Source organism: Pseudomonas oryzihabitans, assembly GCF_024652905.1.
Taxonomy (GTDB): domain Bacteria; phylum Pseudomonadota; class Gammaproteobacteria; order Pseudomonadales; family Pseudomonadaceae; genus Chryseomonas; species Chryseomonas benzopyrenica.
Window position 1 is genome coordinate 4,186,084 of sequence record NZ_CP102428.1, and the last position, 24,283, is coordinate 4,210,366.

34 protein-coding genes are annotated in these 24,283 nt (G+C 59.9%); all 34 read left to right on the forward strand.

Annotation, left to right across the window (positions count from 1 at the left end; all coding sequences use genetic code 11):
• The first annotated feature begins 14 nt into the window (after positions 1–14).
• The 34 genes from rpoC (at position 15) to NRG74_RS19535 (ending at position 24,167) form a co-directional block, all read left to right on the forward strand.
• Positions 15–4,214 carry a DNA-directed RNA polymerase subunit beta' gene (gene rpoC, locus NRG74_RS19370; RefSeq protein ID WP_017641871.1) on the forward strand — a complete coding sequence of 1,400 codons (4,200 nt, stop codon included), beginning with the start codon at positions 15–17 and terminating at the stop codon, positions 4,212–4,214.
• Positions 4,215–4,379: 165 nt separating this feature from the next.
• Complete coding sequence (rpsL, locus tag NRG74_RS19375; RefSeq protein WP_007163089.1) at positions 4,380–4,751, forward strand: 30S ribosomal protein S12; 372 nt, start codon at positions 4,380–4,382, stop codon at positions 4,749–4,751.
• Positions 4,752–4,837: 86 nt separating this feature from the next.
• The gene (gene rpsG / locus NRG74_RS19380) at positions 4,838–5,311 is read left to right on the forward strand and encodes a 30S ribosomal protein S7 (RefSeq protein WP_007163088.1); all 474 of its coding nucleotides are present in this window, start codon (positions 4,838–4,840) and stop codon (positions 5,309–5,311) included.
• A 30-nt stretch (positions 5,312–5,341) separates the two neighbouring features.
• Positions 5,342–7,444, forward strand: a complete 2,103-nt coding sequence (gene fusA / locus NRG74_RS19385) for an elongation factor G (RefSeq protein ID WP_026083934.1) — start codon at positions 5,342–5,344, stop codon at positions 7,442–7,444.
• Positions 7,445–7,471: 27 nt separating this feature from the next.
• Positions 7,472–8,665, forward strand: coding sequence for an elongation factor Tu (tuf, locus tag NRG74_RS19390; RefSeq protein ID WP_160921986.1), 1,194 nt, complete (start codon positions 7,472–7,474; stop codon positions 8,663–8,665).
• A gap of 171 nt (positions 8,666–8,836) precedes the next feature.
• Positions 8,837–9,148, forward strand: coding sequence for a 30S ribosomal protein S10 (rpsJ, locus tag NRG74_RS19395; protein WP_003243886.1), 312 nt, complete (start codon positions 8,837–8,839; stop codon positions 9,146–9,148).
• Between the two features lie 84 nt (positions 9,149–9,232).
• Positions 9,233–9,868 (forward strand): 50S ribosomal protein L3, encoded by a 636-nt coding sequence (rplC, locus tag NRG74_RS19400; protein ID WP_007161251.1) that lies wholly within the window; start codon positions 9,233–9,235, stop codon positions 9,866–9,868.
• Between the two features lie 13 nt (positions 9,869–9,881).
• Positions 9,882–10,484, forward strand: a complete 603-nt coding sequence (gene rplD / locus NRG74_RS19405) for a 50S ribosomal protein L4 (protein ID WP_017640279.1) — start codon at positions 9,882–9,884, stop codon at positions 10,482–10,484.
• On the forward strand, positions 10,481–10,780 hold the full coding sequence (rplW, locus tag NRG74_RS19410) for a 50S ribosomal protein L23 (RefSeq protein WP_007161249.1): 300 nt from the start codon (positions 10,481–10,483) through the stop codon (positions 10,778–10,780). The genes rplD and rplW overlap by 4 nt, the downstream gene beginning before the upstream one ends.
• A gap of 12 nt (positions 10,781–10,792) precedes the next feature.
• Positions 10,793–11,614 carry a 50S ribosomal protein L2 gene (rplB, locus tag NRG74_RS19415; protein WP_007161248.1) on the forward strand — a complete coding sequence of 274 codons (822 nt, stop codon included), beginning with the start codon at positions 10,793–10,795 and terminating at the stop codon, positions 11,612–11,614.
• A gap of 18 nt (positions 11,615–11,632) precedes the next feature.
• Entirely contained in the window at positions 11,633–11,908 is a 276-nt protein-coding gene (gene rpsS, locus NRG74_RS19420) for a 30S ribosomal protein S19 (RefSeq protein WP_007161247.1), read from the forward strand.
• Between the two features lie 12 nt (positions 11,909–11,920).
• Positions 11,921–12,253, forward strand: a complete 333-nt coding sequence (rplV, locus tag NRG74_RS19425) for a 50S ribosomal protein L22 (protein ID WP_257705077.1) — start codon at positions 11,921–11,923, stop codon at positions 12,251–12,253.
• 13 nt (positions 12,254–12,266) lie between these two features.
• Complete coding sequence (gene rpsC / locus NRG74_RS19430) at positions 12,267–12,956, forward strand: 30S ribosomal protein S3 (RefSeq protein ID WP_007161245.1); 690 nt, start codon at positions 12,267–12,269, stop codon at positions 12,954–12,956.
• Positions 12,957–12,968: 12 nt separating this feature from the next.
• Complete coding sequence (gene rplP, locus NRG74_RS19435) at positions 12,969–13,382, forward strand: 50S ribosomal protein L16 (protein WP_017640282.1); 414 nt, start codon at positions 12,969–12,971, stop codon at positions 13,380–13,382.
• The gene (gene rpmC / locus NRG74_RS19440; RefSeq protein WP_007161243.1) at positions 13,382–13,573 is read left to right on the forward strand and encodes a 50S ribosomal protein L29; all 192 of its coding nucleotides are present in this window, start codon (positions 13,382–13,384) and stop codon (positions 13,571–13,573) included. The genes rplP and rpmC overlap by 1 nt, the downstream gene beginning before the upstream one ends.
• 2 nt (positions 13,574–13,575) lie before the next feature.
• Entirely contained in the window at positions 13,576–13,842 is a 267-nt protein-coding gene (rpsQ, locus tag NRG74_RS19445; RefSeq protein WP_007161242.1) for a 30S ribosomal protein S17, read from the forward strand.
• A 12-nt stretch (positions 13,843–13,854) separates the two neighbouring features.
• Positions 13,855–14,223, forward strand: coding sequence for a 50S ribosomal protein L14 (rplN, locus tag NRG74_RS19450; protein WP_007161241.1), 369 nt, complete (start codon positions 13,855–13,857; stop codon positions 14,221–14,223).
• Positions 14,224–14,235: 12 nt separating this feature from the next.
• Positions 14,236–14,550, forward strand: a complete 315-nt coding sequence (rplX, locus tag NRG74_RS19455; RefSeq protein WP_017640283.1) for a 50S ribosomal protein L24 — start codon at positions 14,236–14,238, stop codon at positions 14,548–14,550.
• 19 nt (positions 14,551–14,569) lie between these two features.
• The gene (gene rplE, locus NRG74_RS19460) at positions 14,570–15,109 is read left to right on the forward strand and encodes a 50S ribosomal protein L5 (RefSeq protein ID WP_007161239.1); all 540 of its coding nucleotides are present in this window, start codon (positions 14,570–14,572) and stop codon (positions 15,107–15,109) included.
• A gap of 13 nt (positions 15,110–15,122) precedes the next feature.
• Positions 15,123–15,428 carry a 30S ribosomal protein S14 gene (gene rpsN, locus NRG74_RS19465; RefSeq protein WP_017640284.1) on the forward strand — a complete coding sequence of 102 codons (306 nt, stop codon included), beginning with the start codon at positions 15,123–15,125 and terminating at the stop codon, positions 15,426–15,428.
• Positions 15,429–15,591: 163 nt separating this feature from the next.
• Positions 15,592–15,984: a 30S ribosomal protein S8 gene (rpsH, locus tag NRG74_RS19470; RefSeq protein ID WP_017640285.1), complete on the forward strand. Its 393-nt coding sequence runs from the start codon at positions 15,592–15,594 to the stop codon at positions 15,982–15,984.
• Positions 15,985–15,995: 11 nt separating this feature from the next.
• Positions 15,996–16,529, forward strand: coding sequence for a 50S ribosomal protein L6 (gene rplF / locus NRG74_RS19475; protein WP_017640286.1), 534 nt, complete (start codon positions 15,996–15,998; stop codon positions 16,527–16,529).
• Positions 16,530–16,539: 10 nt separating this feature from the next.
• Positions 16,540–16,890, forward strand: a complete 351-nt coding sequence (gene rplR / locus NRG74_RS19480; protein ID WP_007161235.1) for a 50S ribosomal protein L18 — start codon at positions 16,540–16,542, stop codon at positions 16,888–16,890.
• A gap of 3 nt (positions 16,891–16,893) precedes the next feature.
• Entirely contained in the window at positions 16,894–17,394 is a 501-nt protein-coding gene (gene rpsE, locus NRG74_RS19485; protein WP_007161234.1) for a 30S ribosomal protein S5, read from the forward strand.
• Between the two features lie 2 nt (positions 17,395–17,396).
• A complete protein-coding gene (rpmD, locus tag NRG74_RS19490; protein WP_007161233.1) occupies positions 17,397–17,579 on the forward strand; it encodes a 50S ribosomal protein L30 in 183 nt (60 codons plus the stop codon).
• A 3-nt stretch (positions 17,580–17,582) separates the two neighbouring features.
• A complete protein-coding gene (gene rplO, locus NRG74_RS19495; protein ID WP_007161232.1) occupies positions 17,583–18,017 on the forward strand; it encodes a 50S ribosomal protein L15 in 435 nt (144 codons plus the stop codon).
• A complete protein-coding gene (gene secY / locus NRG74_RS19500; protein WP_026083755.1) occupies positions 18,018–19,349 on the forward strand; it encodes a preprotein translocase subunit SecY in 1,332 nt (443 codons plus the stop codon).
• Between the two features lie 30 nt (positions 19,350–19,379).
• Positions 19,380–19,496 carry a 50S ribosomal protein L36 gene (rpmJ, locus tag NRG74_RS19505; RefSeq protein WP_002555468.1) on the forward strand — a complete coding sequence of 39 codons (117 nt, stop codon included), beginning with the start codon at positions 19,380–19,382 and terminating at the stop codon, positions 19,494–19,496.
• 130 nt (positions 19,497–19,626) lie between these two features.
• Positions 19,627–19,983 (forward strand): 30S ribosomal protein S13, encoded by a 357-nt coding sequence (gene rpsM, locus NRG74_RS19510; protein WP_017640288.1) that lies wholly within the window; start codon positions 19,627–19,629, stop codon positions 19,981–19,983.
• A 30-nt stretch (positions 19,984–20,013) separates the two neighbouring features.
• Complete coding sequence (gene rpsK, locus NRG74_RS19515; RefSeq protein WP_003281811.1) at positions 20,014–20,403, forward strand: 30S ribosomal protein S11; 390 nt, start codon at positions 20,014–20,016, stop codon at positions 20,401–20,403.
• A 16-nt stretch (positions 20,404–20,419) separates the two neighbouring features.
• Positions 20,420–21,040, forward strand: coding sequence for a 30S ribosomal protein S4 (rpsD, locus tag NRG74_RS19520; protein WP_017640289.1), 621 nt, complete (start codon positions 20,420–20,422; stop codon positions 21,038–21,040).
• Positions 21,041–21,062: 22 nt separating this feature from the next.
• Positions 21,063–22,064, forward strand: coding sequence for a DNA-directed RNA polymerase subunit alpha (locus NRG74_RS19525; RefSeq protein ID WP_059316454.1), 1,002 nt, complete (start codon positions 21,063–21,065; stop codon positions 22,062–22,064).
• 44 nt (positions 22,065–22,108) lie between these two features.
• Positions 22,109–22,498, forward strand: coding sequence for a 50S ribosomal protein L17 (rplQ, locus tag NRG74_RS19530; protein WP_007161227.1), 390 nt, complete (start codon positions 22,109–22,111; stop codon positions 22,496–22,498).
• 211 nt (positions 22,499–22,709) lie between these two features.
• A complete protein-coding gene (locus NRG74_RS19535) occupies positions 22,710–24,167 on the forward strand; it encodes a catalase (protein WP_184289929.1) in 1,458 nt (485 codons plus the stop codon).
• Positions 24,168–24,283: the final 116 nt, after the last annotated feature.

Genomic DNA, 24,283 nt, shown 5'->3' on the forward strand with positions numbered 1-24,283 from the left:
GAGGAGGAAAGGCCTTGAAAGACTTGCTCAATCTGTTGAAAAACCAGGGTCAACTCGAAGAGTTCGATGCCATCCGCATTGGTCTGGCCTCGCCCGAGATGATTCGTTCCTGGTCGTTCGGTGAAGTGAAGAAGCCGGAGACCATCAACTACCGTACCTTCAAGCCCGAGCGCGATGGTCTGTTCTGCGCCAAGATCTTTGGCCCGGTCAAGGACTACGAGTGCCTGTGCGGAAAGTACAAGCGCCTCAAGCACCGCGGCGTGATCTGCGAGAAGTGCGGCGTGGAAGTCGCCCTGGCCAAGGTGCGCCGCGAGCGCATGGGCCACATCGAGCTGGCTTCGCCCGTCGCCCACATCTGGTTCCTGAAGTCGCTGCCGTCCCGTATCGGCCTGCTGCTGGACATGACCCTGCGTGACATCGAGCGCGTGCTCTATTTCGAGAGCTACGTGGTGATCGATCCGGGCATGACCACCCTCGAGAAGTACCAGCTGCTCAACGACGAGCAGTACTTCGAGGCGCTGGAAGAGTTCGGTGACGACTTCGACGCCCGCATGGGTGCGGAAGCCGTATTCCAGCTGCTCGGCGCCATTGATCTGGAGCACGAGATCGGTCGCCTGCGCGAAGAGATTCCGCAGACCAACTCCGAGACCAAGATCAAGAAGCTGTCCAAGCGTCTGAAGCTGATGGAAGCCTTCCAGGGTTCCGGCAACAAGCCGGAGTGGATGGTCATGACCGTGCTGCCCGTGCTGCCGCCGGACCTGCGTCCGCTGGTACCGCTGGATGGCGGCCGCTTCGCGACCTCCGACCTGAACGATCTCTATCGTCGCGTCATCAACCGGAACAACCGCCTCAAGCGGCTGCTCGACCTCGCCGCGCCCGACATCATCGTGCGCAACGAGAAGCGCATGCTGCAGGAAGCCGTCGACGCCCTGCTGGACAACGGCCGTCGCGGTCGTGCCATCACCGGTTCCAACAAGCGCCCGCTGAAGTCCCTGGCCGACATGATCAAGGGCAAGCAGGGTCGTTTCCGTCAGAACCTGCTGGGCAAGCGCGTCGACTACTCCGGTCGTTCCGTGATCACCGTGGGCCCGACCCTGCGTCTGCACCAGTGCGGTCTGCCCAAGAAGATGGCCCTGGAACTGTTCAAGCCGTTCATCTTCGGCAAGCTGGAAGCCCGTGGCATGGCGACCACCATCAAGGCCGCCAAGAAGATGGTCGAGCGCGAACTGCCCGAGGTCTGGGACGTGCTCGCCGAAGTCATCCGCGAACACCCCGTGCTGCTCAACCGCGCCCCGACCCTGCACCGTCTGGGCATCCAGGCGTTCGAGCCGGTCCTCATCGAAGGCAAGGCGATCCAGCTGCACCCGCTGGTCTGCGCCGCGTACAACGCCGACTTCGACGGTGACCAGATGGCCGTGCACGTGCCGCTGACGCTGGAAGCCCAGCTGGAAGCGCGCGCCCTGATGATGTCGACCAACAACATCCTGTCGCCCGCCAACGGCGAGCCGATCATCGTGCCGTCGCAGGACGTGGTCCTGGGTCTGTACTACATGACCCGTGAAGCCATCAACGCCAAGGGCGAAGGCCGCGTGTTCGCCGACCTGCAGGAAGTCGATCGCGTCTTCCGTGCCGGCGAAGCCGCGCTGCATGCCAAGGTCAAGGTACGCATCAACGAGACCATCCGTCACAAGGACGGCAGCCTGACCAAGAACACCCGCATCGTCGACACCACCGTCGGCCGCGCGCTGCTGTTCCAGGTCGTGCCCGCCGGTCTGCCGTACGACGTGGTCAACCAGTCGATGAAGAAGAAGGCCATCTCCAAGCTGATCAACCACTGCTACCGCGTGGTGGGTCTGAAGGACACCGTCATCTTCGCCGACCAGTTGATGTACACCGGTTTCGCCTATTCGACCCTGTCCGGCGTCTCCATCGGCGTCAACGACTTCGTCATTCCGGACGAGAAGGCCCGCATCATCGATGCCGCCACCGCCGAGGTGAAGGAGATCGAGAGCCAGTACGCCTCCGGCCTGGTGACCCAGGGCGAGAAGTACAACAAGGTGATCGACCTCTGGTCGAAGGCCAACGACGAAGTGTCCAAGGCGATGATGACCAACCTCTCGAAAGAGAAGGTCATCGACCGCGAGGGCAAGGAAGTCGACCAGGAGTCCTTCAACTCCATGTACATGATGGCCGATTCCGGCGCCCGGGGTTCCGCGGCCCAGATTCGCCAGCTCGCCGGCATGCGTGGCCTGATGGCCAAGCCGGACGGCTCCATCATCGAGACGCCCATCACCGCCAACTTCCGTGAAGGCCTGAACGTACTCCAGTACTTCATCTCCACCCACGGTGCCCGTAAGGGTCTGGCGGATACCGCTCTGAAGACCGCGAACTCCGGTTACCTGACCCGTCGTCTCGTCGACGTGGCCCAGGATCTGGTGGTGACCGAGGTCGACTGCGGTACCGAGCGCGGCCTGATCATGACCCCGCACATCGAAGGCGGTGACGTGGTCGAGCCCCTGGGTGAGCGCGTGCTGGGTCGAGTCATCGCCCGCGACGTGCCCAAGCCGGGTACCGAAGAGATCATCGTGCCTGCAGGCACCCTGGTCGACGAGCGCTGGGTCGAGTTCCTCGAGCTCAACAGCGTCGACGAAGTCGTGGTGCGTTCGCCGATCACTTGCGAAACCCGTCATGGCATCTGCGCCAAGTGCTACGGTCGCGATCTGGCTCGCGGTCACCAGGTCAACATCGGTGAAGCGGTCGGCGTCATCGCCGCCCAGTCCATCGGTGAGCCGGGTACCCAGCTGACCATGCGTACCTTCCACATCGGTGGTGCGGCCAGCCGGACCTCCGCGGCCGATAGCGTCCAGGTCAAGAACGGCGGTGCCATCCGTCTGCACAACCTGAAGCACGTTGAACGTGCCGACGGCGCCCTGGTTGCCGTGTCCCGTTCCGGTGAGCTGGCCATCGCCGACGACTTCGGTCGTGAGCGCGAGCGCTACAAGCTGCCCTACGGTGCGGTGATTTCGGTCAAGGAAGGCGACAAGGTCGACGCTGGCGCCATCGTCGCCAAGTGGGACCCGCACACCCACCCCATCGTCACCGAGATGGACGGTACCGTGGCCTTCGTCGGCATGGAGGAGGGCATCACCATCAAGCGCCAGACCGACGAACTGACCGGTCTGACCAACATCGAGGTGCTCGACGCCAAGGATCGCCCGACCTCCGGCAAGGACATCCGTCCGGCGGTCAAGCTGATCGACGCCAACGGCAAGGATCTGCTCCTGCCGGGTACCGACGTACCGGCCCAGTACTTCCTGCCGCCGAACGCGCTGGTCAACCTGAGCGACGGTGCCAAGGTGCATGTGGGTGACGTTATCGCCCGTATCCCCCAGGAAACCTCCAAGACCCGCGACATCACCGGTGGTCTGCCCCGCGTGGCCGACCTCTTCGAAGCGCGTCGTCCCAAGGAGCCGGCCATCCTGGCGGAGATCAGCGGTACCATCTCCTTCGGCAAGGAAACCAAGGGCAAGCGTCGTCTGGTCATCACTCCGACCGACGGCACCGATCCCTACGAGGAACTGATTCCGAAGTGGCGCCACCTGAACGTCTTCGAAGGCGAGCAGGTCAGCCGCGGCGAAGTCATCTCCGACGGTCCGAGCAATCCGCACGACATCCTGCGTCTGCTGGGTGTCAGCGCGCTGGCCAAGTACATCGTCAACGAGATCCAGGACGTGTACCGCCTGCAGGGCGTGAAGATCAACGACAAGCACATCGAGACCATCCTGCGGCAGATGCTGCGCAAGGTCGAAGTGAGCGATACCGGTGACTCGAGCTTCATCAAGGGCGATCAGGTCGAACTGACCCACGTCCTGGAAGAGAACGAGCAACTGGTCGGCAATGATCGCTTCGTCGCCAAGTACGAGCGCGTGCTGCTGGGTATCACCAAGGCCTCGCTGTCCACCGAGTCCTTCATCTCGGCTGCTTCCTTCCAGGAGACCACCCGTGTCCTGACCGAAGCCGCCGTGACCGGCAAGCGCGACTTCCTGCGCGGCCTGAAGGAAAACGTGGTGGTGGGTCGTCTGATCCCGGCCGGTACCGGTCTGGCCTACCACAGCGAGCGCAAGCGCCAGCGTGAACTCGGCAAGCCGCAGCGCGTCAGCGCCAGCGAGGCCGAAGCCGCCCTGACCGAAGCGCTGAACTCCAGCGCCAGCTGAGTTCGGTAGCGGGTCTCGCTTGACAAAGCCCCCGGCGCCCCAGGCGTCCGGGGGCTTTGTCTTGACTGGGGCGCCTAAGCTCTTTAGACTTTCGTTCCCCGAAAATGGGCAGGACTGACGTTCTGCTATTTCGTTTATGTCGCAAGACAATCAGTGGAGCTATAGATGGCAACTATCAACCAGCTGGTGCGTAGTGCACGCAAGCGTATCGTCGAGAAATCCGACGTGCCTGCGCTGCAAAACTGCCCGCAACGTCGTGGCGTGTGCACCCGCGTGTACACCACCACTCCCAAGAAGCCCAACTCCGCACTGCGGAAGGTCTGCCGTGTGCGTCTGACCAACGGCTTCGAAGTCACCTCCTACATCGGCGGTGAAGGCCACAACCTGCAGGAACACAGCGTCGTGCTGATCCGCGGTGGCCGGGTCAAGGATCTGCCGGGTGTGCGTTATCACACCGTGCGCGGTTCGCTGGACACCACCGGTGTGAAGGACCGCAAGCAGGGCCGTTCCAAGTACGGCACCAAGCGTCCGAAGTAATCACCTTTCTTTTTGTTCGAGTCGATAAGAGTAAGGTCGGGCAACGAGTCCCGAGCTAACCTGAAGACCGTTTTGAGGGCTTATCAATGCCAAGACGTCGTGTAGCGGCCAAGCGCGAAATACTTGACGATCCGAAATACGGAAGCCAGATCCTGGCCAAGTTCATGAACCACGTGATGGAAAGCGGCAAGAAAGCCGTTGCCGAGCGTATCGTTTATGGTGCTCTGGACAAGGTCAAAGAGCGTTCCAAGAATGCCGAACCCCTGGAAGTTTTCGAAAAAGCGCTCGACGCCATCGCTCCGCTGGTCGAAGTGAAGTCCCGCCGTGTCGGCGGTGCTACCTACCAGGTGCCGGTTGAGGTTCGTCCTTCCCGTCGTAATGCCCTGGCCATGCGCTGGCTGGTGGACTCCGCGCGCAAGCGTGGCGAGAAGTCCATGGCTCTGCGCCTGGCGGGTGAACTCATGGACGCTTTTGAAGGCAAGGGTGCCGCAGTCAAGAAGCGCGAAGACGTGCATCGCATGGCAGAAGCCAACAAGGCCTTCTCGCACTACCGCTTCTAAGCCTAGCGCTTCCAATCAAGCGAGGACCTTATGGCTCGTACAACCGCTATTAACCGCTATCGGAACATCGGTATCTGCGCCCACGTGGACGCAGGTAAGACGACTACTACCGAGCGGATTCTGTTCTACACCGGCGTGAACCACAAAATGGGTGAGGTTCACGACGGCGCTGCGACCATGGACTGGATGGTGCAGGAGCAGGAGCGTGGTATCACCATCACCTCCGCTGCCACCACCGCGTTCTGGTCCGGTTCGACCAAGCAGTACGACAAGTACCGCGTAAACATCATCGACACCCCCGGCCACGTGGACTTCACCATTGAGGTGGAGCGTTCCCTGCGCGTGCTGGACGGTGCGGTCGTGGTGTTCTGCGGTACCTCCGGTGTCGAGCCTCAGTCCGAGACCGTATGGCGTCAGGCCAACAAGTATGGCGTCCCGCGCATCGTCTACGTCAACAAGATGGACCGTGCCGGTGCCAACTTCCTGCGCGTCGTCGAGCAGATCAAGAAGCGCCTGGGCCATACTCCGGTCCCGGTTCAGCTGGCCATCGGCGCGGAAGAGAACTTCCAGGGCCAGATCGACCTGCTGAAGATGAAGGCCATCTTCTGGAACGATGACGACCAGGGCATGACCTACCGCGAGGAAGACATTCCTGCGGACATGCTGGCCGATGCCGAGCAGTGGCGCTCCAACATGGTCGAGGCTGCGGCCGAAGCCAACGAAGAGCTGATGAACAAGTACCTGGAAGGCGGCGAGCTGTCGATCGACGAGATCAAGGCCGGCCTGCGTCAGCGTACCATCGCCTGCGAAATCGTCCCGGCCGTCTGCGGTTCGTCCTTCAAGAACAAGGGTGTGCCCCTGGTTCTGGACGCCGTGATCGACTTCCTGCCGGCGCCGATCGAGATTCCCGCGATCAAGGGTACCAACCCGGACAACGAGGAAATCCACGACGAGCGTCATGCAGACGACGACGAGCCCTTCTCGGCCCTGGCGTTCAAGATCGCTACCGACCCCTTCGTGGGTACCTTGACCTTCGCCCGCGTCTACTCGGGTGTACTGAGCTCCGGTGACTCCGTCATCAACTCGGTGAAGGGCAAGAAGGAGCGCGTCGGCCGTATGGTGCAGATGCATGCCAATACCCGTGAAGAGATCAAGGAAGTTCGTGCTGGCGACATCGCCGCCCTGATCGGCATGAAGGACGTCACCACCGGTGACACCCTGTGCTCGATCGAGAAGCCGATCATCCTCGAGCGCATGGACTTCCCGGAGCCGGTGATCTCGGTTGCTGTCGAGCCGAAGACCAAGGCCGACCAGGAGAAGATGGGTATCGCACTGGGCAAGTTGGCCCAGGAAGACCCCTCGTTCCGCGTCAAGACCGACGAAGAGTCCGGTCAGACCATCATCTCCGGCATGGGCGAGCTGCACCTGGACATCCTGGTGGACCGCATGAAGCGCGAATTCGGCGTGGAAGCGAACATCGGTAAGCCTCAGGTTGCCTACCGCGAAACCATCCGCAACACCTGCGAGATCGAAGGCAAGTTCGTTCGCCAGTCGGGTGGTCGTGGCCAGTTCGGTCACTGCTGGATTCGCTTCGCGCCGGCCGACGAAGGTCAGGAAGGTCTGGAGTTCGTCAGCGAAGTCGTGGGCGGTGTGATTCCGAAGGAATACATCCCGGCGATCCAGAAGGGCATCGAAGAGCAGATGAAGAACGGCATCGTCGCCGGCTATCCGCTGCTCGGCCTGAAGGCCGCTGTGTTCGACGGTTCCTACCATGACGTCGACTCCAACGAGATGGCGTTCAAGATCGCTGCCTCCATGGCGACCAAGCAGCTCACCCAGAAGGGTGGTGCCGTGCTGCTCGAGCCGATCATGAAGGTCGAGGTCGTGACCCCGGAAGACTACATGGGCGACGTCATGGGCGACCTGAACCGTCGTCGTGGCCTGATCCAGGGTATGGAAGACACCGTGACCGGCAAGGTCATCCGTGCCGAGGTTCCGCTGGGCGAGATGTTTGGCTACGCTACGGATGTCCGCTCCATGTCTCAGGGTCGCGCAAGCTACTCCATGGAGTTCTCCAAGTACGCCGAAGCTCCGTCGAACATCGCCGAAGCCATCATCAAGAAACAAGCTTAATCAGCGCTTTGACTAGAGGTTTATCTCGTGGCTAAAGAAAAATTCGAACGTAACAAACCGCACCTGAACGTGGGCACCATCGGTCACGTTGACCATGGCAAGACCACGCTGACCGCAGCGCTGACCAAAGTCTGTGCCGACACCTGGGGCGGTTCCGCTCGTGGTTTCGACCAGATCGACAACGCGCCGGAAGAAAAGGCTCGTGGTATCACCATCAACACCTCCCACGTTGAGTACGACTCGGCGATCCGTCACTACGCGCACGTCGACTGCCCCGGCCACGCCGACTACGTGAAGAACATGATCACCGGTGCTGCCCAGATGGACGGCGCGATCCTGGTTTGCTCGGCTGCTGACGGCCCCATGCCGCAGACCCGCGAGCACATCCTGCTGTCCCGTCAGGTAGGCGTTCCCTACATCGTCGTGTTCCTGAACAAGGCCGACATGGTTGACGACGCCGAGCTGCTGGAACTGGTCGAAATGGAAGTTCGCGATCTGCTGAACACCTACGACTTCCCCGGCGACGACACCCCGATCGTCATCGGCTCCGCGCTGATGGCTCTGAACGGTAACGACGACAACGAAATGGGTACCTCCGCCGTGCGCAAGCTGGTCGAGACCCTGGACTCGTACATCCCCGAGCCCGAGCGTGCCATCGACAAGCCGTTCCTGATGCCGATCGAAGACGTGTTCTCGATCTCCGGTCGCGGCACCGTGGTAACCGGTCGTGTCGAGCGTGGCATCGTCAAGGTCCAGGAAGAAGTCGAGATCGTGGGCATCAAGGCCACCGTCAAGACCACCTGCACCGGCGTTGAAATGTTCCGCAAGCTGCTGGACGAAGGCCGTGCTGGCGAGAACGTCGGCGTGCTGCTGCGTGGCACCAAGCGTGAAGATGTGGAGCGTGGCCAGGTTCTGGCCAAGCCGAACACCATCAAGCCGCACACCAAGTTCGAGTGCGAAGTGTACGTGCTGTCCAAGGAAGAAGGTGGTCGTCACACCCCGTTCTTCAAGGGCTACCGTCCGCAGTTCTACTTCCGCACCACCGACGTGACCGGTAACTGCGAGCTGCCGGAAGGCGTCGAGATGGTGATGCCGGGCGACAACATCAAGATGGTTGTCACCCTGATCGCTCCGATCGCGATGGAAGACGGTCTGCGTTTCGCCATCCGTGAAGGCGGTCGTACCGTTGGCGCCGGCGTGGTTGCCAAGATCATCGAGTAATCGATTGATCTGAAACGAAAAAAGGCCCTCCGGGGCCTTTTTTCTTGGCTCGTGAAATTGACAGATGGCAAAAGAGGCGTTCTTGACAGCCGCCGACGACATCCTTAGAATTGCGCCTCCTTTAATCGGGCACCTTTTTGTCCGAGAGGAAAGCTTGGAGTCTGAGGTCAAATGCAAAATCAACAAATCCGTATTCGGTTGAAGGCTTTTGATCATCGCCTGATCGATCAATCCACCCAGGAAATCGTAGAAACTGCGAAACGTACTGGTGCTCAGGTGCGTGGTCCGATTCCTCTGCCTACCCGCAAGGAACGTTACACAGTGCTGATTTCTCCGCACGTCAACAAGGACGCTCGTGACCAGTACGAAATTCGTACCCACAAGCGTGTGCTCGACATCGTTCAGCCCACCGACAAGACCGTCGATGCGCTGATGAAGCTCGATCTCGCCGCTGGCGTTGAAGTGCAAATCAGCCTCGGCTGAGACCGTCAAGGTTTCAGTCGTGTAACGCTCTGAAATGGGCGGCCATAGCGGGTGAAAGCCCCGTACACTCAAGAGGTTCTCAACATGACGATTGGTTTAGTCGGTCGTAAATGCGGTATGACCCGCGTTTTCACCGAAGAAGGCGTTTCCGTTCCGGTTACGGTCATTGAGATCGAGCCGAATCGCGTAACCCAATTCAAAAGCGAAGAAACCGATGGCTATCGTGCCATTCAGGTAACCGTGGGCGAGCGTCGTGCTTCCCGCGTGACCAAGGCGCAAGCCGGTCACTTCGCCAAGGCCAGCGTTGCCGCTGGTCGTAGCGTCCTCGAATTCCGCCTGGAAGACGGTGAGTACAAGGCCGGCGACGAAGTCACCGTAGCCCTGTTCGAAGCCGGTCAGATGGTTGATGTCACTGGTCAGTCCAAAGGTAAGGGCTATGCCGGTACCATCAAGCGCTGGAACTTCCGTGGTCAGGACAACACCCACGGTAACTCCGTTTCCCACCGTGCACCTGGTTCCATCGGCCAGTGCCAGACTCCTGGTCGAGTGTTCAAGGGCAAGAAAATGTCCGGTCACCTGGGTGCGGAGCGTGTAACCGTTCAGTCGCTGGAAGTCGTGCGTGTAGACGCCGAGCGCAACCTGCTGCTGGTCAAGGGTGCCGTCCCCGGCGCGCCGGGTGGTGACGTGATCGTGCGTCCCGCTGTCAAGGCCCGTGGTTGAGAGGAGAGAGAACATGCAACTCAATGTGAATGGCTCTCAAGCTATCGAAGTCTCCGAGCACACCTTCGGCGGTGAATTCAACGAGACCCTGGTTCACCAGGCAGTCGTCGCCTACATGGCTGGCGGTCGTCAGGGCACCCGTGCCCAGAAGACCCGTTCCGAAGTCCGTGGCGGTGGCAAGAAGCCCTGGCGTCAGAAGGGTAGCGGTCGTGCCCGTGCCGGTACCATCCGCAGCCCCATCTGGCGCTCCGGTGGCGTGGCTTTCGCAGCCAAGCCCCAGGATCACAGCCAGAAGCTGAACAAGAAGATGTACCGCGCTGCACTGCGCTCCATCCTCGCCGAGCTGGTCCGTCTGGATCGTCTGGTCGTGGTTGACGACTTCGCCGTCGACGCGCCCAAGACCAAGACCCTGGTCAGCAAGCTGGACGGCCTGGGCCTGAGCGACGTGCTGATCGTGACCGACGCTGTCGACCAGAACCTGTATCTGGCCGCCCGCAACCTGCCTTTCGTCGACGTGCGTGATGTCCAGGGTTCCGACCCGGTCAGCCTGATCGCCTACGACAAGGTGCTGGTCACTGTGTCCGCCGTGAAGAAATTCGAGGAGCTGCTGGCATGAACCAGGAACGCGTATTCAAAGTGCTGCTTGGCCCGCACATCTCCGAGAAGGCCACCATGCTGGCGGACAGCCAGAAGCAGTTCGTATTCAAGGTTGCCACCGATGCAACCAAGCTGGAAATCAAGAAGGCCGTCGAGCAGCTGTTCGAGGTCAAGGTTCGCAGCGTCAGCACCCTGAACGTCCAGGGCAAGACCAAGCGTACCGCTCGTGGTCTGGGCAAGCGTAACGACTGGAAAAAAGCGTACATCGCGCTCCAGCCGGGCCAGGATCTCGACTTTTCCAGCAGCGCCGAGTAATCAGGGGGCATCATGGCAATCGTAAAATGCAAGCCGACCTCCGCTGGCCGCCGCTTTGTGGTCAAGGTGGTCAACTCTGATCTGCACAAAGGCGCGCCCTACGCTCCTTTGCTGGAGAAGAAGAGCAAGTCCGGCGGCCGTAACAACAATGGTCGTATCACCACTCGCCACATCGGCGGTGGTCACAAGCAGCACTACCGTCTGGTCGATTTCCGTCGCAACAAGGATGGCATCCCTGCCGTCGTTGAGCGTATCGAATACGATCCGAACCGTACTGCACACATCGCTCTGCTGAAGTACGCCGATGGCGAGCGTCGCTACATCATCGCTCCCAAAGGCGTTGCTGCCGGTGACCAGCTGCTGTCCGGCGCTGGCGCGCCCATCAAGGCTGGCAACAACCTGCCGCTGCGTAACGTGCCGGTCGGTAGCACCATCCACGGTATCGAGCTGAAGCCTGGCAAGGGCGCTCAGATCGCTCGCTCCGCGGGTACCTCCGCTCAGCTGGTCGCCCGCGAAGGCGCCTACGTCACCGTGCGTCTGCGCAGCGGTGAAATGCGCAAGGTGCTGTCCGAGTGCCGTGCCACCCTGGGCGAAGTGTCCAACGGTGAGCACAGCCTGCGTTCGCTGGGTAAGGCCGGTGCCACCCGCTGGCGTGGCGTGCGTCCGACCGTTCGTGGTGTCGCCATGAACCCGGTCGATCACCCGCACGGTGGTGGTGAAGGTCGTACTTCCGGTGGCCGTCATCCGGTTTCGCCGTGGGGCGTCAAGACCAAGGGTCTCAAGACGCGCTCCAACAAGCGTACCGACAAGATGATTGTCCGTCGCGGCAAGTAATCAGTAGAGGATTCGACTGTGCCCCGTTCTCTGAAGAAAGGTCCTTTTATCGATCTTCACCTGTTGAAGAAGATCGAAGTCGCGGTGGAAAAGAACGAACGCAAACCGATCAAGACCTGGTCGCGTCGTTCGATGATCCTGCCGCAAATGGTCGGCCTGACCATCGCTGTGCACAACGGTCGTCAACATGTCCCCGTTCTGGTGAACGAAGACATGGTCGGCCACAAACTCGGCGAGTTCGCTGCTACCCGCACCTATCGCGGTCATGCGGCTGACAAGAAAGCCAAGCGTTAAGGGGTAAGGAAGATGGAAGTAGCCGCTAAGCTGTCGGGCGCTCGTATCTCCGCCCAGAAAGCCCGCTTGGTCGCCGACCAGATTCGCGGGAAGAAGGTGGGCGAAGCGCTCAACCTGTTGACTTTCAGCAGCAAGAAAGCCGCTGAGATCATGAAGAAGGTGCTGGAGTCGGCTGTTGCCAGCGCCGAGCACAATGAAGGCGCCGACGTGGACGACCTGAAGGTCTCCACTGTCTTCGTAAACGAAGGTCGTTCGCTCAAGCGCATCATGCCGCGTGCCAAAGGTCGTGCTGATCGCATCGTGAAGCGGTCTTGCCATATCACGGTCAAGGTTGCGGACAAGTAACGGAGTCGATCAGATGGGTCAGAAAGTACATCCCAATGGCATTCGCCTGGGTATCGTCAAGGAGCACACTTCGGTCTGGTACGCGGATAAGCGCACTTATGCGGACTATCTGCTGGCCGACCTGAAGGTTCGTGAGTACCTCCAGGACAAACTAAAAAGCGCGTCCGTAAGCCGTATCGATATTCATCGCCCGGCTCAAACCGCACGCATCACCATCCACACCGCCCGTCCCGGTATCGTGATTGGCAAGAAAGGTGAGGATGTCGAGAAGCTGCGTCAGGACCTGACCGCAAGAATGGGTGTGCCCGTGCACATCAACATCGAAGAGATCCGCAAGCCGGAGCTCGACGGTGCCCTGGTTGCGCAGAGCGTTGCGCAGCAGCTTGAGCGTCGTGTGATGTTCCGTCGTGCCATGAAGCGCGCTGTACAGAACGCGATCCGCATTGGTGCCAAAGGCATCAAGATTCAGGTGAGCGGTCGTCTGGGCGGTGCTGAAATCGCCCGTACCGAGTGGTATCGCGAAGGTCGTGTGCCTCTGCACACCCTTCGTGCCGATATCGACTACGCCACTGCGGAAGCCCACACCACTTACGGTGTGATCGGTGTGAAGGTTTGGATCTTCAAGGGTGAGGTCATTGGTGGCCGCCAGGAAGAGCTCAAGCCCGTCGCCCCGGCTCCGCGCAAAAAAGCTGCTGCTAAGTAAGGAGTACGCAACATGCTGCAACCCAAGCGTACAAAATTCCGCAAGCAGATGACCGGCCACAACCGTGGTCTGGCTCATCGCGGTAGCAAGGTCAGCTTCGGCGAGTACGCGCTGAAGGCTGTCGGCCGTGGCCGTCTGACCGCTCGCCAGATCGAATCCGCACGTCGTGCGCTGACCCGTCACGTGAAGCGTGGCGGCAAGATCTGGATCCGCGTCTTCCCTGACAAGCCTGTCACCAAGAAGCCTCTCGAAGTGCGGATGGGTAAAGGTAAGGGTAGTGTCGAGTACTGGGTAGCCCAGATCCAGCCGGGCAAGGTCCTGTACGAGATCGAGGGTGTTTCCGAGGATCTGGCTCGTCAGGCATTCGCCCTGGCCGCTGCCAAGCTTCCGCTCGAAACCTCCTTTGTTAAGCGGACGGTGATGTGATGAAAGCGAAAGATTTGCGTGAGAAATCCGTAGAGGAGCTGAACGAGCAGCTTCTCAACCTGCTGCGTGACCAGTTCAATCTGCGTATGCAGAAGGCAACTGGCCAGTTGGGTCAGTCTCACATGCTCTCGCAAGTGAAGCGCGACATCGCTCGCGTCAAGACTGTGCTGAACCAGCAAGCAGGTAAGTGATCATGGCTGAAGCTGAAAAAACTGTCCGTACGCTGACCGGCCGAGTGGTCAGCGACAAGATGGACAAAACCGTCACCGTACTGATCGAGCGTCGCGTCAAGCACCCGATCTACGGCAAATACGTGAAGCGTTCCACCAAGCTGCACGCTCACGACGAAACCAATCAGTGCCGCATTGGTGACCTGGTCACCATTCGCGAAACCCGCCCGCTGGCCAAGACCAAGGCGTGGACCCTGGTTGACGTCGTCGAGCGCGCCGTTCAGGTATAAGGGTAGAGAGCCATGATCCAGACTCAATCCATGCTTGACGTCGCCGACAACAGCGGCGCTCGTCGCGTGATGTGCATCAAGGTGCTCGGCGGTTCCCACCGCCGTTACGCCGGCATTGGCGACATCATCAAAGTCACCGTCAAGGAAGCAATTCCGCGCGGCAAGGTGAAGAAAGGTCAGGTGATGACTGCTGTCGTCGTGCGTACCAAGCACGGCGTCCGCCGCACCGACGGTTCCATCATCCGCTTCGACGGCAACGCCGCGGTTCTGCTGAACAACAAGCAAGAGCCGATTGGCACCCGTATCTTTGGGCCGGTGACCCGTGAACTTCGCTCCGAGAAGTTCATGAAGATCGTCTCCCTTGCCCCCGAAGTGCTGTAAGGAGTAGCCGACATGCAAAAGATTCGTCGTGACGACGAGGTAATCGTCATTGCCGGCAAGGACAAGGGCAAGCGTGGCAAGGTGCTGAAGGTACTCGCCGATGACCGTCTGGTCGTTGGCGGGGTCAACCTGATCAAGCGCCACACCAAGCCCAACCCCATGCTGGGTGTTCAGGGTGGCATCGTAGAGAAAGAAGCCCCTCTGCATGTCTCCAACGTTGCCATTTTCAACTCCGAGACCAACAAGGCTGACCGCGTTGGTTTCAAAGTCGAAGACGGCAAGAAGATTCGTATCTTCAAGTCGACCCAAAAAGCGGTCCAGGCCTGAAGCTGCTAGGTAGATCACCATGGCTCGATTGAAAGAGATTTATCGGAAGGAAATCGCGCCCAAGCTGAAAGAGCAGCTTCAGCTGGGTAACGTGATGGAAGTTCCGCGCATCACCAAGATCACCTTGAACATGGGTCTGGGCGAAGCGGTCGGTGACAAGAAGATCATCGACAACGCCGTAGCTGACCTGGAAAAGATCGCTGGTCAAAAGCCGGTCGTGACTTATGCTCGCAATTCCATTGCTGGCTTCAAGATTCGCGAAGGCTGGCCGATCGGCGTCAAGGTGACCCTGCGTAGCGATCGCATGTATGAATTCCTGGATCGTCTGCTGTCCATCTCCCTGCCGCGCGTGCGTGACTTCCGCGGCCTGAATGCCAAGTCCTTCGACGGTCGCGGCAACTACAGCATGGGCGTGAAAGAGCAGATCATCTTCCCGGAAATCGATTACGACAAGATCGATGCGCTGCGTGGTATGGACATCACCCTGACCACCACCGCTCGTACCGACGAGGAAGGCCGTGCGCTGCTGCGCGCGTTCAACTTCCCGTTCCGTAACTGATTGAGGTCTTCAGATGGCTAAGCAAAGCATGATTAACCGCGAGCTGAAGCGTCAGCAGACGGTTGCCAAGTACGCCAAGAAGCGCGCCGAGCTGAAGGCGACCATCGGTAATGTCAACGCCTCCCCCGAGGACCGTTGGAATGCCCAGGTTGCCCTGCAGAAGCAGCCCCGTGACGCCAGCGCCAGCCGCATGCGTAACCGCTGCCGCCTGACCGGTCGTCCGCACGGCGTGTACCGCAAGTTCGGTCTGTCCCGCATCAAGCTGCGTGAAGCAGCCATGCGCGGTGACGTGCCCGGCCTGGTGAAGGCCAGCTGGTAACAGCTAGCGCCTTTCATCGCGGTAATTGAATCAAGCCCCTTTTGGGGCTTGATTCGTTTCAGGCCGATCTCTAGAATGCTCGGCTCGCCCGAATCGGCCTATTGCCGAGGGGTGATTTTTGAGAGCCGGTAGGCTCAATTTCTGTATTAGGAGCTAATAGCCCATGAGTATGCAGGACCCGTTAGCAGACATGCTAACTCGTATCCGTAATGCCCAGATGGCTGAAAAGGCCGTTGTGAGCATGCCTTCTTCCAAGCTGAAGGCTGCCGTTGCCAAAGTCCTTAAGGATGAAGGTTACATCGCGGATTTTCAGGTCAGCGCGGAATCCAAGCCGTCGCTGTCCATCGAGCTGAAGTACTTCGAAGGCAAGCCTGTCATCGAAGAGCTGAAGCGTAGCAGCCGTCCCGGTCTGCGCCAGTACAAAGCCGTTGACCAGCTGCCGAAAGTGCGTGGCGGTCTGGGCGTGTCGATCGTTTCCACCAACAAAGGTGTGATGACTGATCGCGCGGCCCGTGCTGCTGGTGTTGGCGGCGAAGTGCTCTGCACAGTCTTCTAAGGGGAATCAGCATGTCTCGCGTTGCTAAAAACCCTGTAAGACTGCCTGCAGGCGTCGAAGTTAATCTGGCCGGTCAGGCGCTTTCGATCAAGGGTGCCAAGGGCGCTCTGGAACTGAAGGTCCATCCGTCCGTTGAAGTCACTCAAGAGTCCGGTGAGCTGCGTTTCGCTGCTCGCAATGGCGATCAGCAGACCCGTGCGATGGCCGGCACTACCCGTGCCCTGGTCAACAACATGGTGGTCGGCGTCAGCCAGGGCTTCGAGCGCAAGCTGCAACTGGTCGGTGTGGGCTACAAGGCCCAGGCCAAAGGTCAGGTGCTGAACCTCGCTCTGGGCTTCTCTCACCCCGTGGACTACGACCTGCCGCAAGGCATCACCGCAGAAACACCCAACCAGACCGAAATCCTGATCAAGGGTATCGACAAGCAGCTGGTCGGCCAGGTTGCGGCTGAGATTCGTGGTTTCCGTCCGCCGGAGCCTTACAAGGGCAAGGGTGTACGGTATGCCGACGAAGTCGTCCACCGTAAAGAAGCCAAGAAAAAGTAGGGCATAGCAAATGACCGTCAAGAAAGAAACCCGACTGCGTCGCGCTCGCAAGGCTCGCCTGAAGATGCGCGAACTGGAAGTGGTCCGTCTGTGCGTGTACCGCTCTTCCCAGCACATCTATGCCCAGGTCATCGCGGCCGACGGCAGCAAGGTCCTGGCCAGCGCTTCTACGTTGGACAAAGAACTGCGCGAAAGCGCTACCAGCAACGTCGAGGCGGCCAAGAAAGTTGGTCTGCTGGTCGCCGAGCGTGCCAAGGCCGCTGGCGTTACCCAGGTGGCCTTTGATCGTTCTGGCTTCAAGTACCATGGTCGCGTCAAAGCGCTGGCCGACGCTGCTCGTGAAGGCGGGCTGGAGTTCTAAGTCATGGCAAATAACGATCAAAAGCGCGACGAAGGCTACATCGAGAAGCTGGTTCAAGTTAACCGCGTAGCCAAAACCGTGAAAGGCGGCCGTATCTTCGCCTTCACCGCTCTGACCGTGGTTGGCGATGGTAAAGGCCGCGTTGGCTTCGGCCGTGGCAAGGCCCGTGAAGTGCCTGCCGCCATCCAGAAGGCTATGGAAGCTGCTCGCCGCAACATGATCCAGGTGGATCTGAACGGCACCACCCTGCAGTACCCCGTCAAGGCCGCCCATGGCGCCTCCAAGGTGTACATGCAGCCCGCTTCCGACGGTACCGGCATCATCGCCGGCGGTGCCATGCGCGCCGTGCTGGAAGTCGCTGGTGTGCAGAACGTCCTGGCCAAGTGCTACGGCTCCACCAACCCGGTAAACGTGGTGTACGCGACCTTTGAAGGTCTCAAGCACATGCAGGCGCCGGAAGCTGTTGCCGCCAAGCGTGGCAAGAGCGTCGAGGAGATTCTCTGATCATGGCTAACGCAACCGTCAAGGTCACGCTGATCAAGAGCGTCCACGGCCGTCTGGCCAATCACAAGGCTTGCGTCAAGGGTCTCGGCCTGCGTCGCATTGGTCACACCGTCGAAGTTCAGGACACCCCTGAGAATCGCGGCATGATCAACAAGGCCTATTACCTTCTGCGTGTGGAGGGTTAAGTCATGAAATTGAATGATCTGCGTTCCGCTCCCGGCGCTCGCCGCGAGAAGCTGCGTCCCGGTCGTGGTATCGGTAGCGGCCTGGGCAAGACCGGTGGCCGTGGCCACAAGGGTCTGACCTCCCGTTCCGGTGGCAAGGTTGCCCCCGGTTTCGAGGGCGGCCAGCAGCCGCTGCACCGTCGTCTGCCCAAGTTCGGCTTCGTATCGCTGAAGGCCCTGGACCGCGCCGAGGTTCGTACCTCCGAGCTGGCCAAGGTCGATGTCGATGTGGTCGATCTGCAGGCGCTGAAAGACGCCAACGTGATCAGCCGTGACATCAAGCGTGTCAAGGTTGTGCTGTCCGGCGACGTCACTCGTGCCGTCACCCTGAAGGGCATTGGTGCCACCAAGGGTGCCCGTGCAGCCATCGAAGCAGCTGGCGGCAAGATCGAGGAATAAATGGCTAAGCAAGGTGCTCTCTCTGCGCTCAGCAAGACCGGTGGTATGTCCGAACTGTGGACCCGCCTCCGATTCCTGTTCCTGGCGATCATCGTCTACAGGATCGGTGCGCACATCCCTGTTCCGGGTATCAATCCCGATCAGCTGGCCGCACTGTTCAGGCAGAACGAGGGGACCATTCTTAGCCTCTTCAACATGTTCTCTGGCGGTGCGCTGGAGCGGATGAGCATCTTTGCCCTGGGGATCATGCCGTACATCTCGGCCTCGATCATCATGCAGCTGCTTACCGCGATCAGCCCACAGCTGGAGCAATTGAAGAAAGAGGGTGAGTCTGGTCGTCGCAAGATTAGCCAGTACACCCGTTACGGCACGCTGGTTCTGGCGCTCGTTCAGGCCACCGGGATGTCGGTAGGACTCGCCAGTCAGGGCGTCGCGTTCAGCGTGGGCTTCAGCTTCTATTTCGTCGCTGTCACCACGTTCGTCGCCGGCGCACTGTTCATGATGTGGCTGGGTGAGCAGATCACCGAGCGCGGTATCGGCAATGGCATCTCGATGCTGATCTTCGCCGGTATCGTCGCGGGCTTGCCTCGCGCCATCGGTCAGTCCTTCGAGTCGGCACGACAGGGCGATATCAACATCTTCGCGCTGATCATGGTCGGTGTGGTGGCGGTCGCCATCATCGCCTTCGTGGTGTTCATCGAGCGTGGGCAGCGTCGTATCGCCGTGCACTACGCCAAGCGTCAGCAGGGCCGCAAGGTCTTCGCGGCGCAGAACAGCCATCTGCCGCTCAAGGTGAACATGGCCGGGGTCATCCCGGCGATCTTCGCCAGCAGCATCCTGCTGTTTCCGGCATCGCTCGGTTCGTGGTTCGGTCAGTCCGAAGGTCTCGGTTGGTTGCAGGACGTGGCTCAGGCCATCGCACCCGGCCAACCGCTGAACATCTTGCTGTTTAGTGCAGGGATCATCTTCTTCTGCTTCTTCTATACGGCACTGATGTTCAACCCCAAGGATGTGGCGGAAAACCTGAAGAAATCCGGGGCGTTCATCCCGGGTATTCGTCCTGGTGAGCAGTCCGCGCGCTATATCGATGGCGTGCTGACCCGGCTGACCATGTTCGGTGCCCTGTACATGACGGCGGTGTGCTTGTTGCCCCAGTTCCTGGTGGTCGCGGCGAACGTGCCGTTCTATCTCGGCGGGACCTCGTTGCTGATCGTGGTGGTAGTGGTCATGGACTTCATGTCCCAGGTCCAGTCCCATCTCGTATCTCATCAATACGAGTCCCTGATGAAGAAAGCCAACCTGAAGGGCTACGGCAACGGCATGATGCGTTGAGCCGTTACTCGTAAGGTTAGAGGAGTTGTCATGAAAGTTCGTGCATCGGTCAAGAAGCTGTGCCGTAACTGCAAGATCATTCGCCGCGAAGGCGTCGTGCGCGTGATCTGCAGCGCTGAACCGCGTCACAAGCAGCGCCAAGGCTGAGTGTGAATCACGCGTCTAACCCGGCAGCTAGTGTGCTGCCGGGTTGATCATTTGTTCCTACAGCGTTAATATCGCGCGCCCTTTTCTTGGCTTCCGGGGCGTCGGTAGCTGTCAATTGGAGTTTTTCTGAATGGCCCGTATTGCAGGCGTCAACATTCCAGATAACAAGCATACTGTTATCTCGCTGACCTACATCTATGGTGTCGGTCGCACCACCTCTCAGAAGATCTGCGCGGCCACCGGCATCCAGCCGACCGCCAAGATCAAAGAACTGAGCGACGAGCAGGTCGATCAGCTGCGTAACGAGGTCGCCAAAATCCTCACCGAGGGTGACCTGCGCCGCGAAATCAACATGAACATCAAGCGCCTGATGGATCTGGGTTGCTACCGCGGTCTGCGTCACCGCCGTGGTCTGCCGGTCCGTGGTCAGCGCACCAAGACCAATGCCCGTACCCGTAAGGGCCCGCGCAAGCCGATCCGCAAGTAATCGCATCCGCGAATCGACAGGAATCTAGTCATGGCAAAACCTGCTGCTCGTCCTCGTAAGAAAGTCAAAAAGACAGTGGTTGATGGCATCGCCCACATCCATGCGTCTTTCAACAACACCATCGTGACCATCACCGATCGTCAGGGCAATGCGTTGTCCTGGGCGACCTCCGGTGGCTCCGGCTTCCGTGGCTCCCGTAAGAGCACCCCGTTCGCTGCCCAGATTGCAGCCGAACGTGCCGGCCAAGCCGCTCTGGAATATGGTCTGAAGAATCTGGACGTGAACGTCAAAGGTCCCGGCCCCGGCCGTGAGTCCGCTGTTCGCGCTCTGAATGCCTGTGGTTACAAGATCGCCAGCATCACCGACGTGACGCCTATCCCGCATAACGGGTGCCGTCCGCCGAAGAAGCGTCGCGTGTAATAGGAGACAGTGAGAAATGGCTCGTTACATTGGTCCCAAGTGCAAACTGTCCCGCCGCGAAGGCACTGACCTCTTCCTGAAGAGCGGCGCTCGTGCCCTCGACTCGAAGTGCAAGCTGGAAACCGTTCCTGGCCAGCATGGTCAGCGTCGCGGTCGTCTGTCCGACTACGGTCTGCAGCTGCGTGAAAAGCAGAAAGTCCGCCGTATCTATGGCGTGCTCGAGCGTCAGTTCGCCGGTTACTACCAGGAAGCTGCCCGTCGCAAGGGCGCTACCGGTGAGAACCTGCTGCAACTGCTCGAATGCCGTCTGGACAACGTGGTGTATCGCATGGGCTTCGGTGCCACTCGCGCCGAATCGCGCCAGCTGGTCTCCCACAAGTCGATCACCGTCAACGGTCAGACCGTCAACATTCCCTCCTATCAGGTCAAGGTCGGCGACGTCGTCGCGGTCCGTGAAAAGGCCAAAAATCAGCTGCGTATCGCTCAGGCTCTCGAGCTGTGCGGCCAGCGTGGCCGGGTTGAGTGGGTCGAAGTGAGCACCGAGAAAAAGGAAGGCACCTTCAAAAGCGTGCCGGCCCGTGGTGATCTCTCCGCCGACATCAACGAAAACCTGATTGTCGAGCTCTACTCCAAGTAAGGGCTAGAAAGTAGGTGCATCCATGCAGAGTTCGGTAAATGAGTTCCTGACCCCCCGCCATATCGATGTGCAGGCGGTTAGTCAGACCCGTGCCAAGATCACCCTCGAGCCTCTCGAGCGTGGTTTCGGCCATACCTTGGGCAACGCGCTGCGGCGTATCCTGTTGTCCTCCATGCCTGGCTGCGCGGTAGTCGAAGCAGAGATCGACGGTGTCCTGCACGAGTACAGCGCCATCGAAGGCGTGCAGGAAGACGTGATCGAGATCCTGCTCAACCTCAAGGGCCTGGCCATCAAGTTGCACGGCCGTGACGAAGTCACCCTGAGTCTGAGCAAGAAAGGTCAGGGGCCAGTTCTGGCCTCCGACATTCAGGTCGATCACGATGTCGAGATCGTCAACGGTGAGCACGTCATCGCCCACCTGGCGGACAACGGTTCGCTGAACATGAAGCTGAAAATCGCGCGCGGTCGTGGCTATGAGCCCGCCGATGCGCGTCAGAGCGAAGAAGACGAAACCCGCGCAATCGGTCGTCTCCAACTCGATGCTACGTTCAGCCCGGTTCGTCGCGTGGCCTATGTGGTGGAAAATGCCCGGGTCGAACAGCGTACCAACCTGGACAAGCTCGTGCTTGACCTGGAAACCAACGGTACCCTGGATCCGGAAGAAGCCATCCGTCGTGCCGCCACTATCCTGCAGCAGCAGCTGGCAGCCTTTGTCGACCTCAAGGGCGACAGCGAGCCGGTCGTGGTCGAGCAGGAAGACGAGATCGATCCGATCCTGCTGCGTCCGGTGGACGATCTGGAACTGACCGTTCGTTCGGCCAACTGCCTCAAGGCGGAGAACATCTACTACATCGGTGACCTGATTCAGCGTACCGAAGTGGAGCTGCTCAAGACCCCGAACCTGGGCAAGAAGTCCCTGACCGAAATCAAGGACGTTCTGGCCTCCCGTGGTCTGTCGCTCGGTATGCGCCTGGACAACTGGCCCCCTGCAAGCCTTAAGAAGGACGACAAGGCTACTGCCTGATCGTCATTGTTCACCGAACGATAGTTTGGGAAGGAATTTCAATCATGCGTCATCGTAAAAGTGGTCGTCATCTGAGCCGCACGAGCGCACACCGCAAGGCCATGTTCCAGAACATGGCTGTGTCGCTGTTCGAGCACGAGCTGATCAAAACTACCCTGCCGAAAGCCAAGGAACTGCGCCGCGTTGCCGAGCCGCTGATCACCCTGGCCAAGGAAGACAGCGTCGCCAACCGTCGCCTGGCTTTCGACCGTACCCGTTCGAAAGCTGCCGTCGGCAAGCTGTTCAACGACCTGGGCAAGCGCTACGCCAACCGTCCGGGTGGCTACCTGCGTATCCTGAAGTGCGGCTTCCGCGCTGGCGACAATGCGCCCATGGCGTATGTCGAGCTGATCGACCGTCCGGTCGGCGGTACCGTGGAACAGGCTGCTGAATAAGTAGCTGCGTTCTGGAAAAAGCCGGGCTCTTGCCCGGCTTTTTCATGCTCGCCTTTTGGCTATGGCAAGGCGCTGCTCAGGTCCAGACAGTAGGATCTTGCGACTCAGGTTTTTCTATCAGGATGCTAGGATCAATAAATTAGTCCTAAAGTATCACCCCGGCGATACTTCCCTCAGGCGATCAGCCAACGCTTTCCAGAGGGAGATACCTGTGACCGATACCAAGATCCTCACCACTGCCAGCGGCATTCCGGTAGCCGACAACCAGAATTCCCGCACCGCCGGTCCGCGCGGTCCGCTGATGCTCGACGACTTCCATCTGATCGAGAAGCTGGCGCACTTCAACCGTGAAGTCATTCCCGAGCGGCGCGTTCATGCCAAGGGCTCCGCGGCCTACGGTACCTTTACCGTCACCCAGGACATCACCCATCTCACCAGCGCCAAGCTGTTCGCCAGTGTGGGCAAGCAGACCGAGACCATCCTGCGCTTTTCCACCGTGGGTGGTGAGCGCGGTTCGGCGGATACCGAGCGCGATCCCCGGGGTTTCGCCCTGAAGTTCTATACCGAAGAAGGCAACTGGGACATCGTCGGCAACAACACCCCGGTGTTCTTCATCCGCGATCCGCTCAAGTTTCCGGACTTCATCCATACCCAGAAGCGCGATCCCTGGAGCAACCTGAAGAGTCCGCAGATGATGTGGGACTTCTGGTCGCTGTCGCCCGAATCCCTGCATCAGGTGACCATCCTGTTTTCCGATCGCGGCATTCCGGATGGCTATCGCTTCATGCACGGCTTCGGTAGCCACACCTTCAGCCTGATCAACGCCCAGGGTGAGCGGCACTTCGTGAAGTTTCACTTCAAGAGCCAGCAGGGGATCAAGAACCTGGCACCGGCCGAGGCCGCACGGCTGGCCGGTACCGATCCGGATTACAGCCAGCGTGACCTGTTCCAGGCCATCGAGCGCGGTGAATTCCCGCGCTGGAAGATGTGCATCCAGGTAATGAGCGAGCAGGAGGCAGCCGGTCGCGCCGAGAATCCTTTCGATGTGACCAAGGTGTGGTCGCAGCAGCAGTATCCGTTGCAGGAAGTCGGGGTGCTGGAGCTCAACCGCAATCCGCAGAACTATTTCGCCGAGGTGGAGCAGGCCTCCTTCGCACCGAGCAACGTGGTGCCGGGCATAGGGCTGTCGCCTGATCGCATGCTGCAAGGCCGGGTGTTCGCCTATGCCGACGCCCAGCGCTATCGCGTAGGGACCAACTATCAGCAGCTACCGGTCAACGCACCGCGCTGCCCCTACGCCAACAATCAGCGCGATGGCGCCATGCGCTTCGATGGCAATGGCGGTTCGCAGCCGAACTACGAGCCGAACAGCTATGGCCATACGCCCAAGCAGGCGCCGCAGTATCGCGAGCCGGCGCTGAACTTCGCCGGCCCCGCCGATCGCTACGATCACCGGGTGGACGAGGATTACTTCAGTCAGGCCGGCGCGCTGTTCCGCCTGATGAATGCCGACCAGCAAGCACTGCTGATCGACAATATCGTCGGCGCCCTGGGCTCTGTGACCCGTGATGTGCAACTGCGGCAGATCGGCCACTTCCTCAAGGCCGATCCCGCCTATGGCATGGGCGTGGCCAAGGGCCTGGGGATAGATCCCAGCGAAGTGGCCTGATACAGGGATAGGAAGAAGCCCGGCGAATGCCGGGTTTTCTTCGTCCGTCAAAAAAGTGCGGGAAAGGCTGTCTCGAACGCCGCTTGCGACGTCGCAGTGCTAAGGTTCGCATCAAG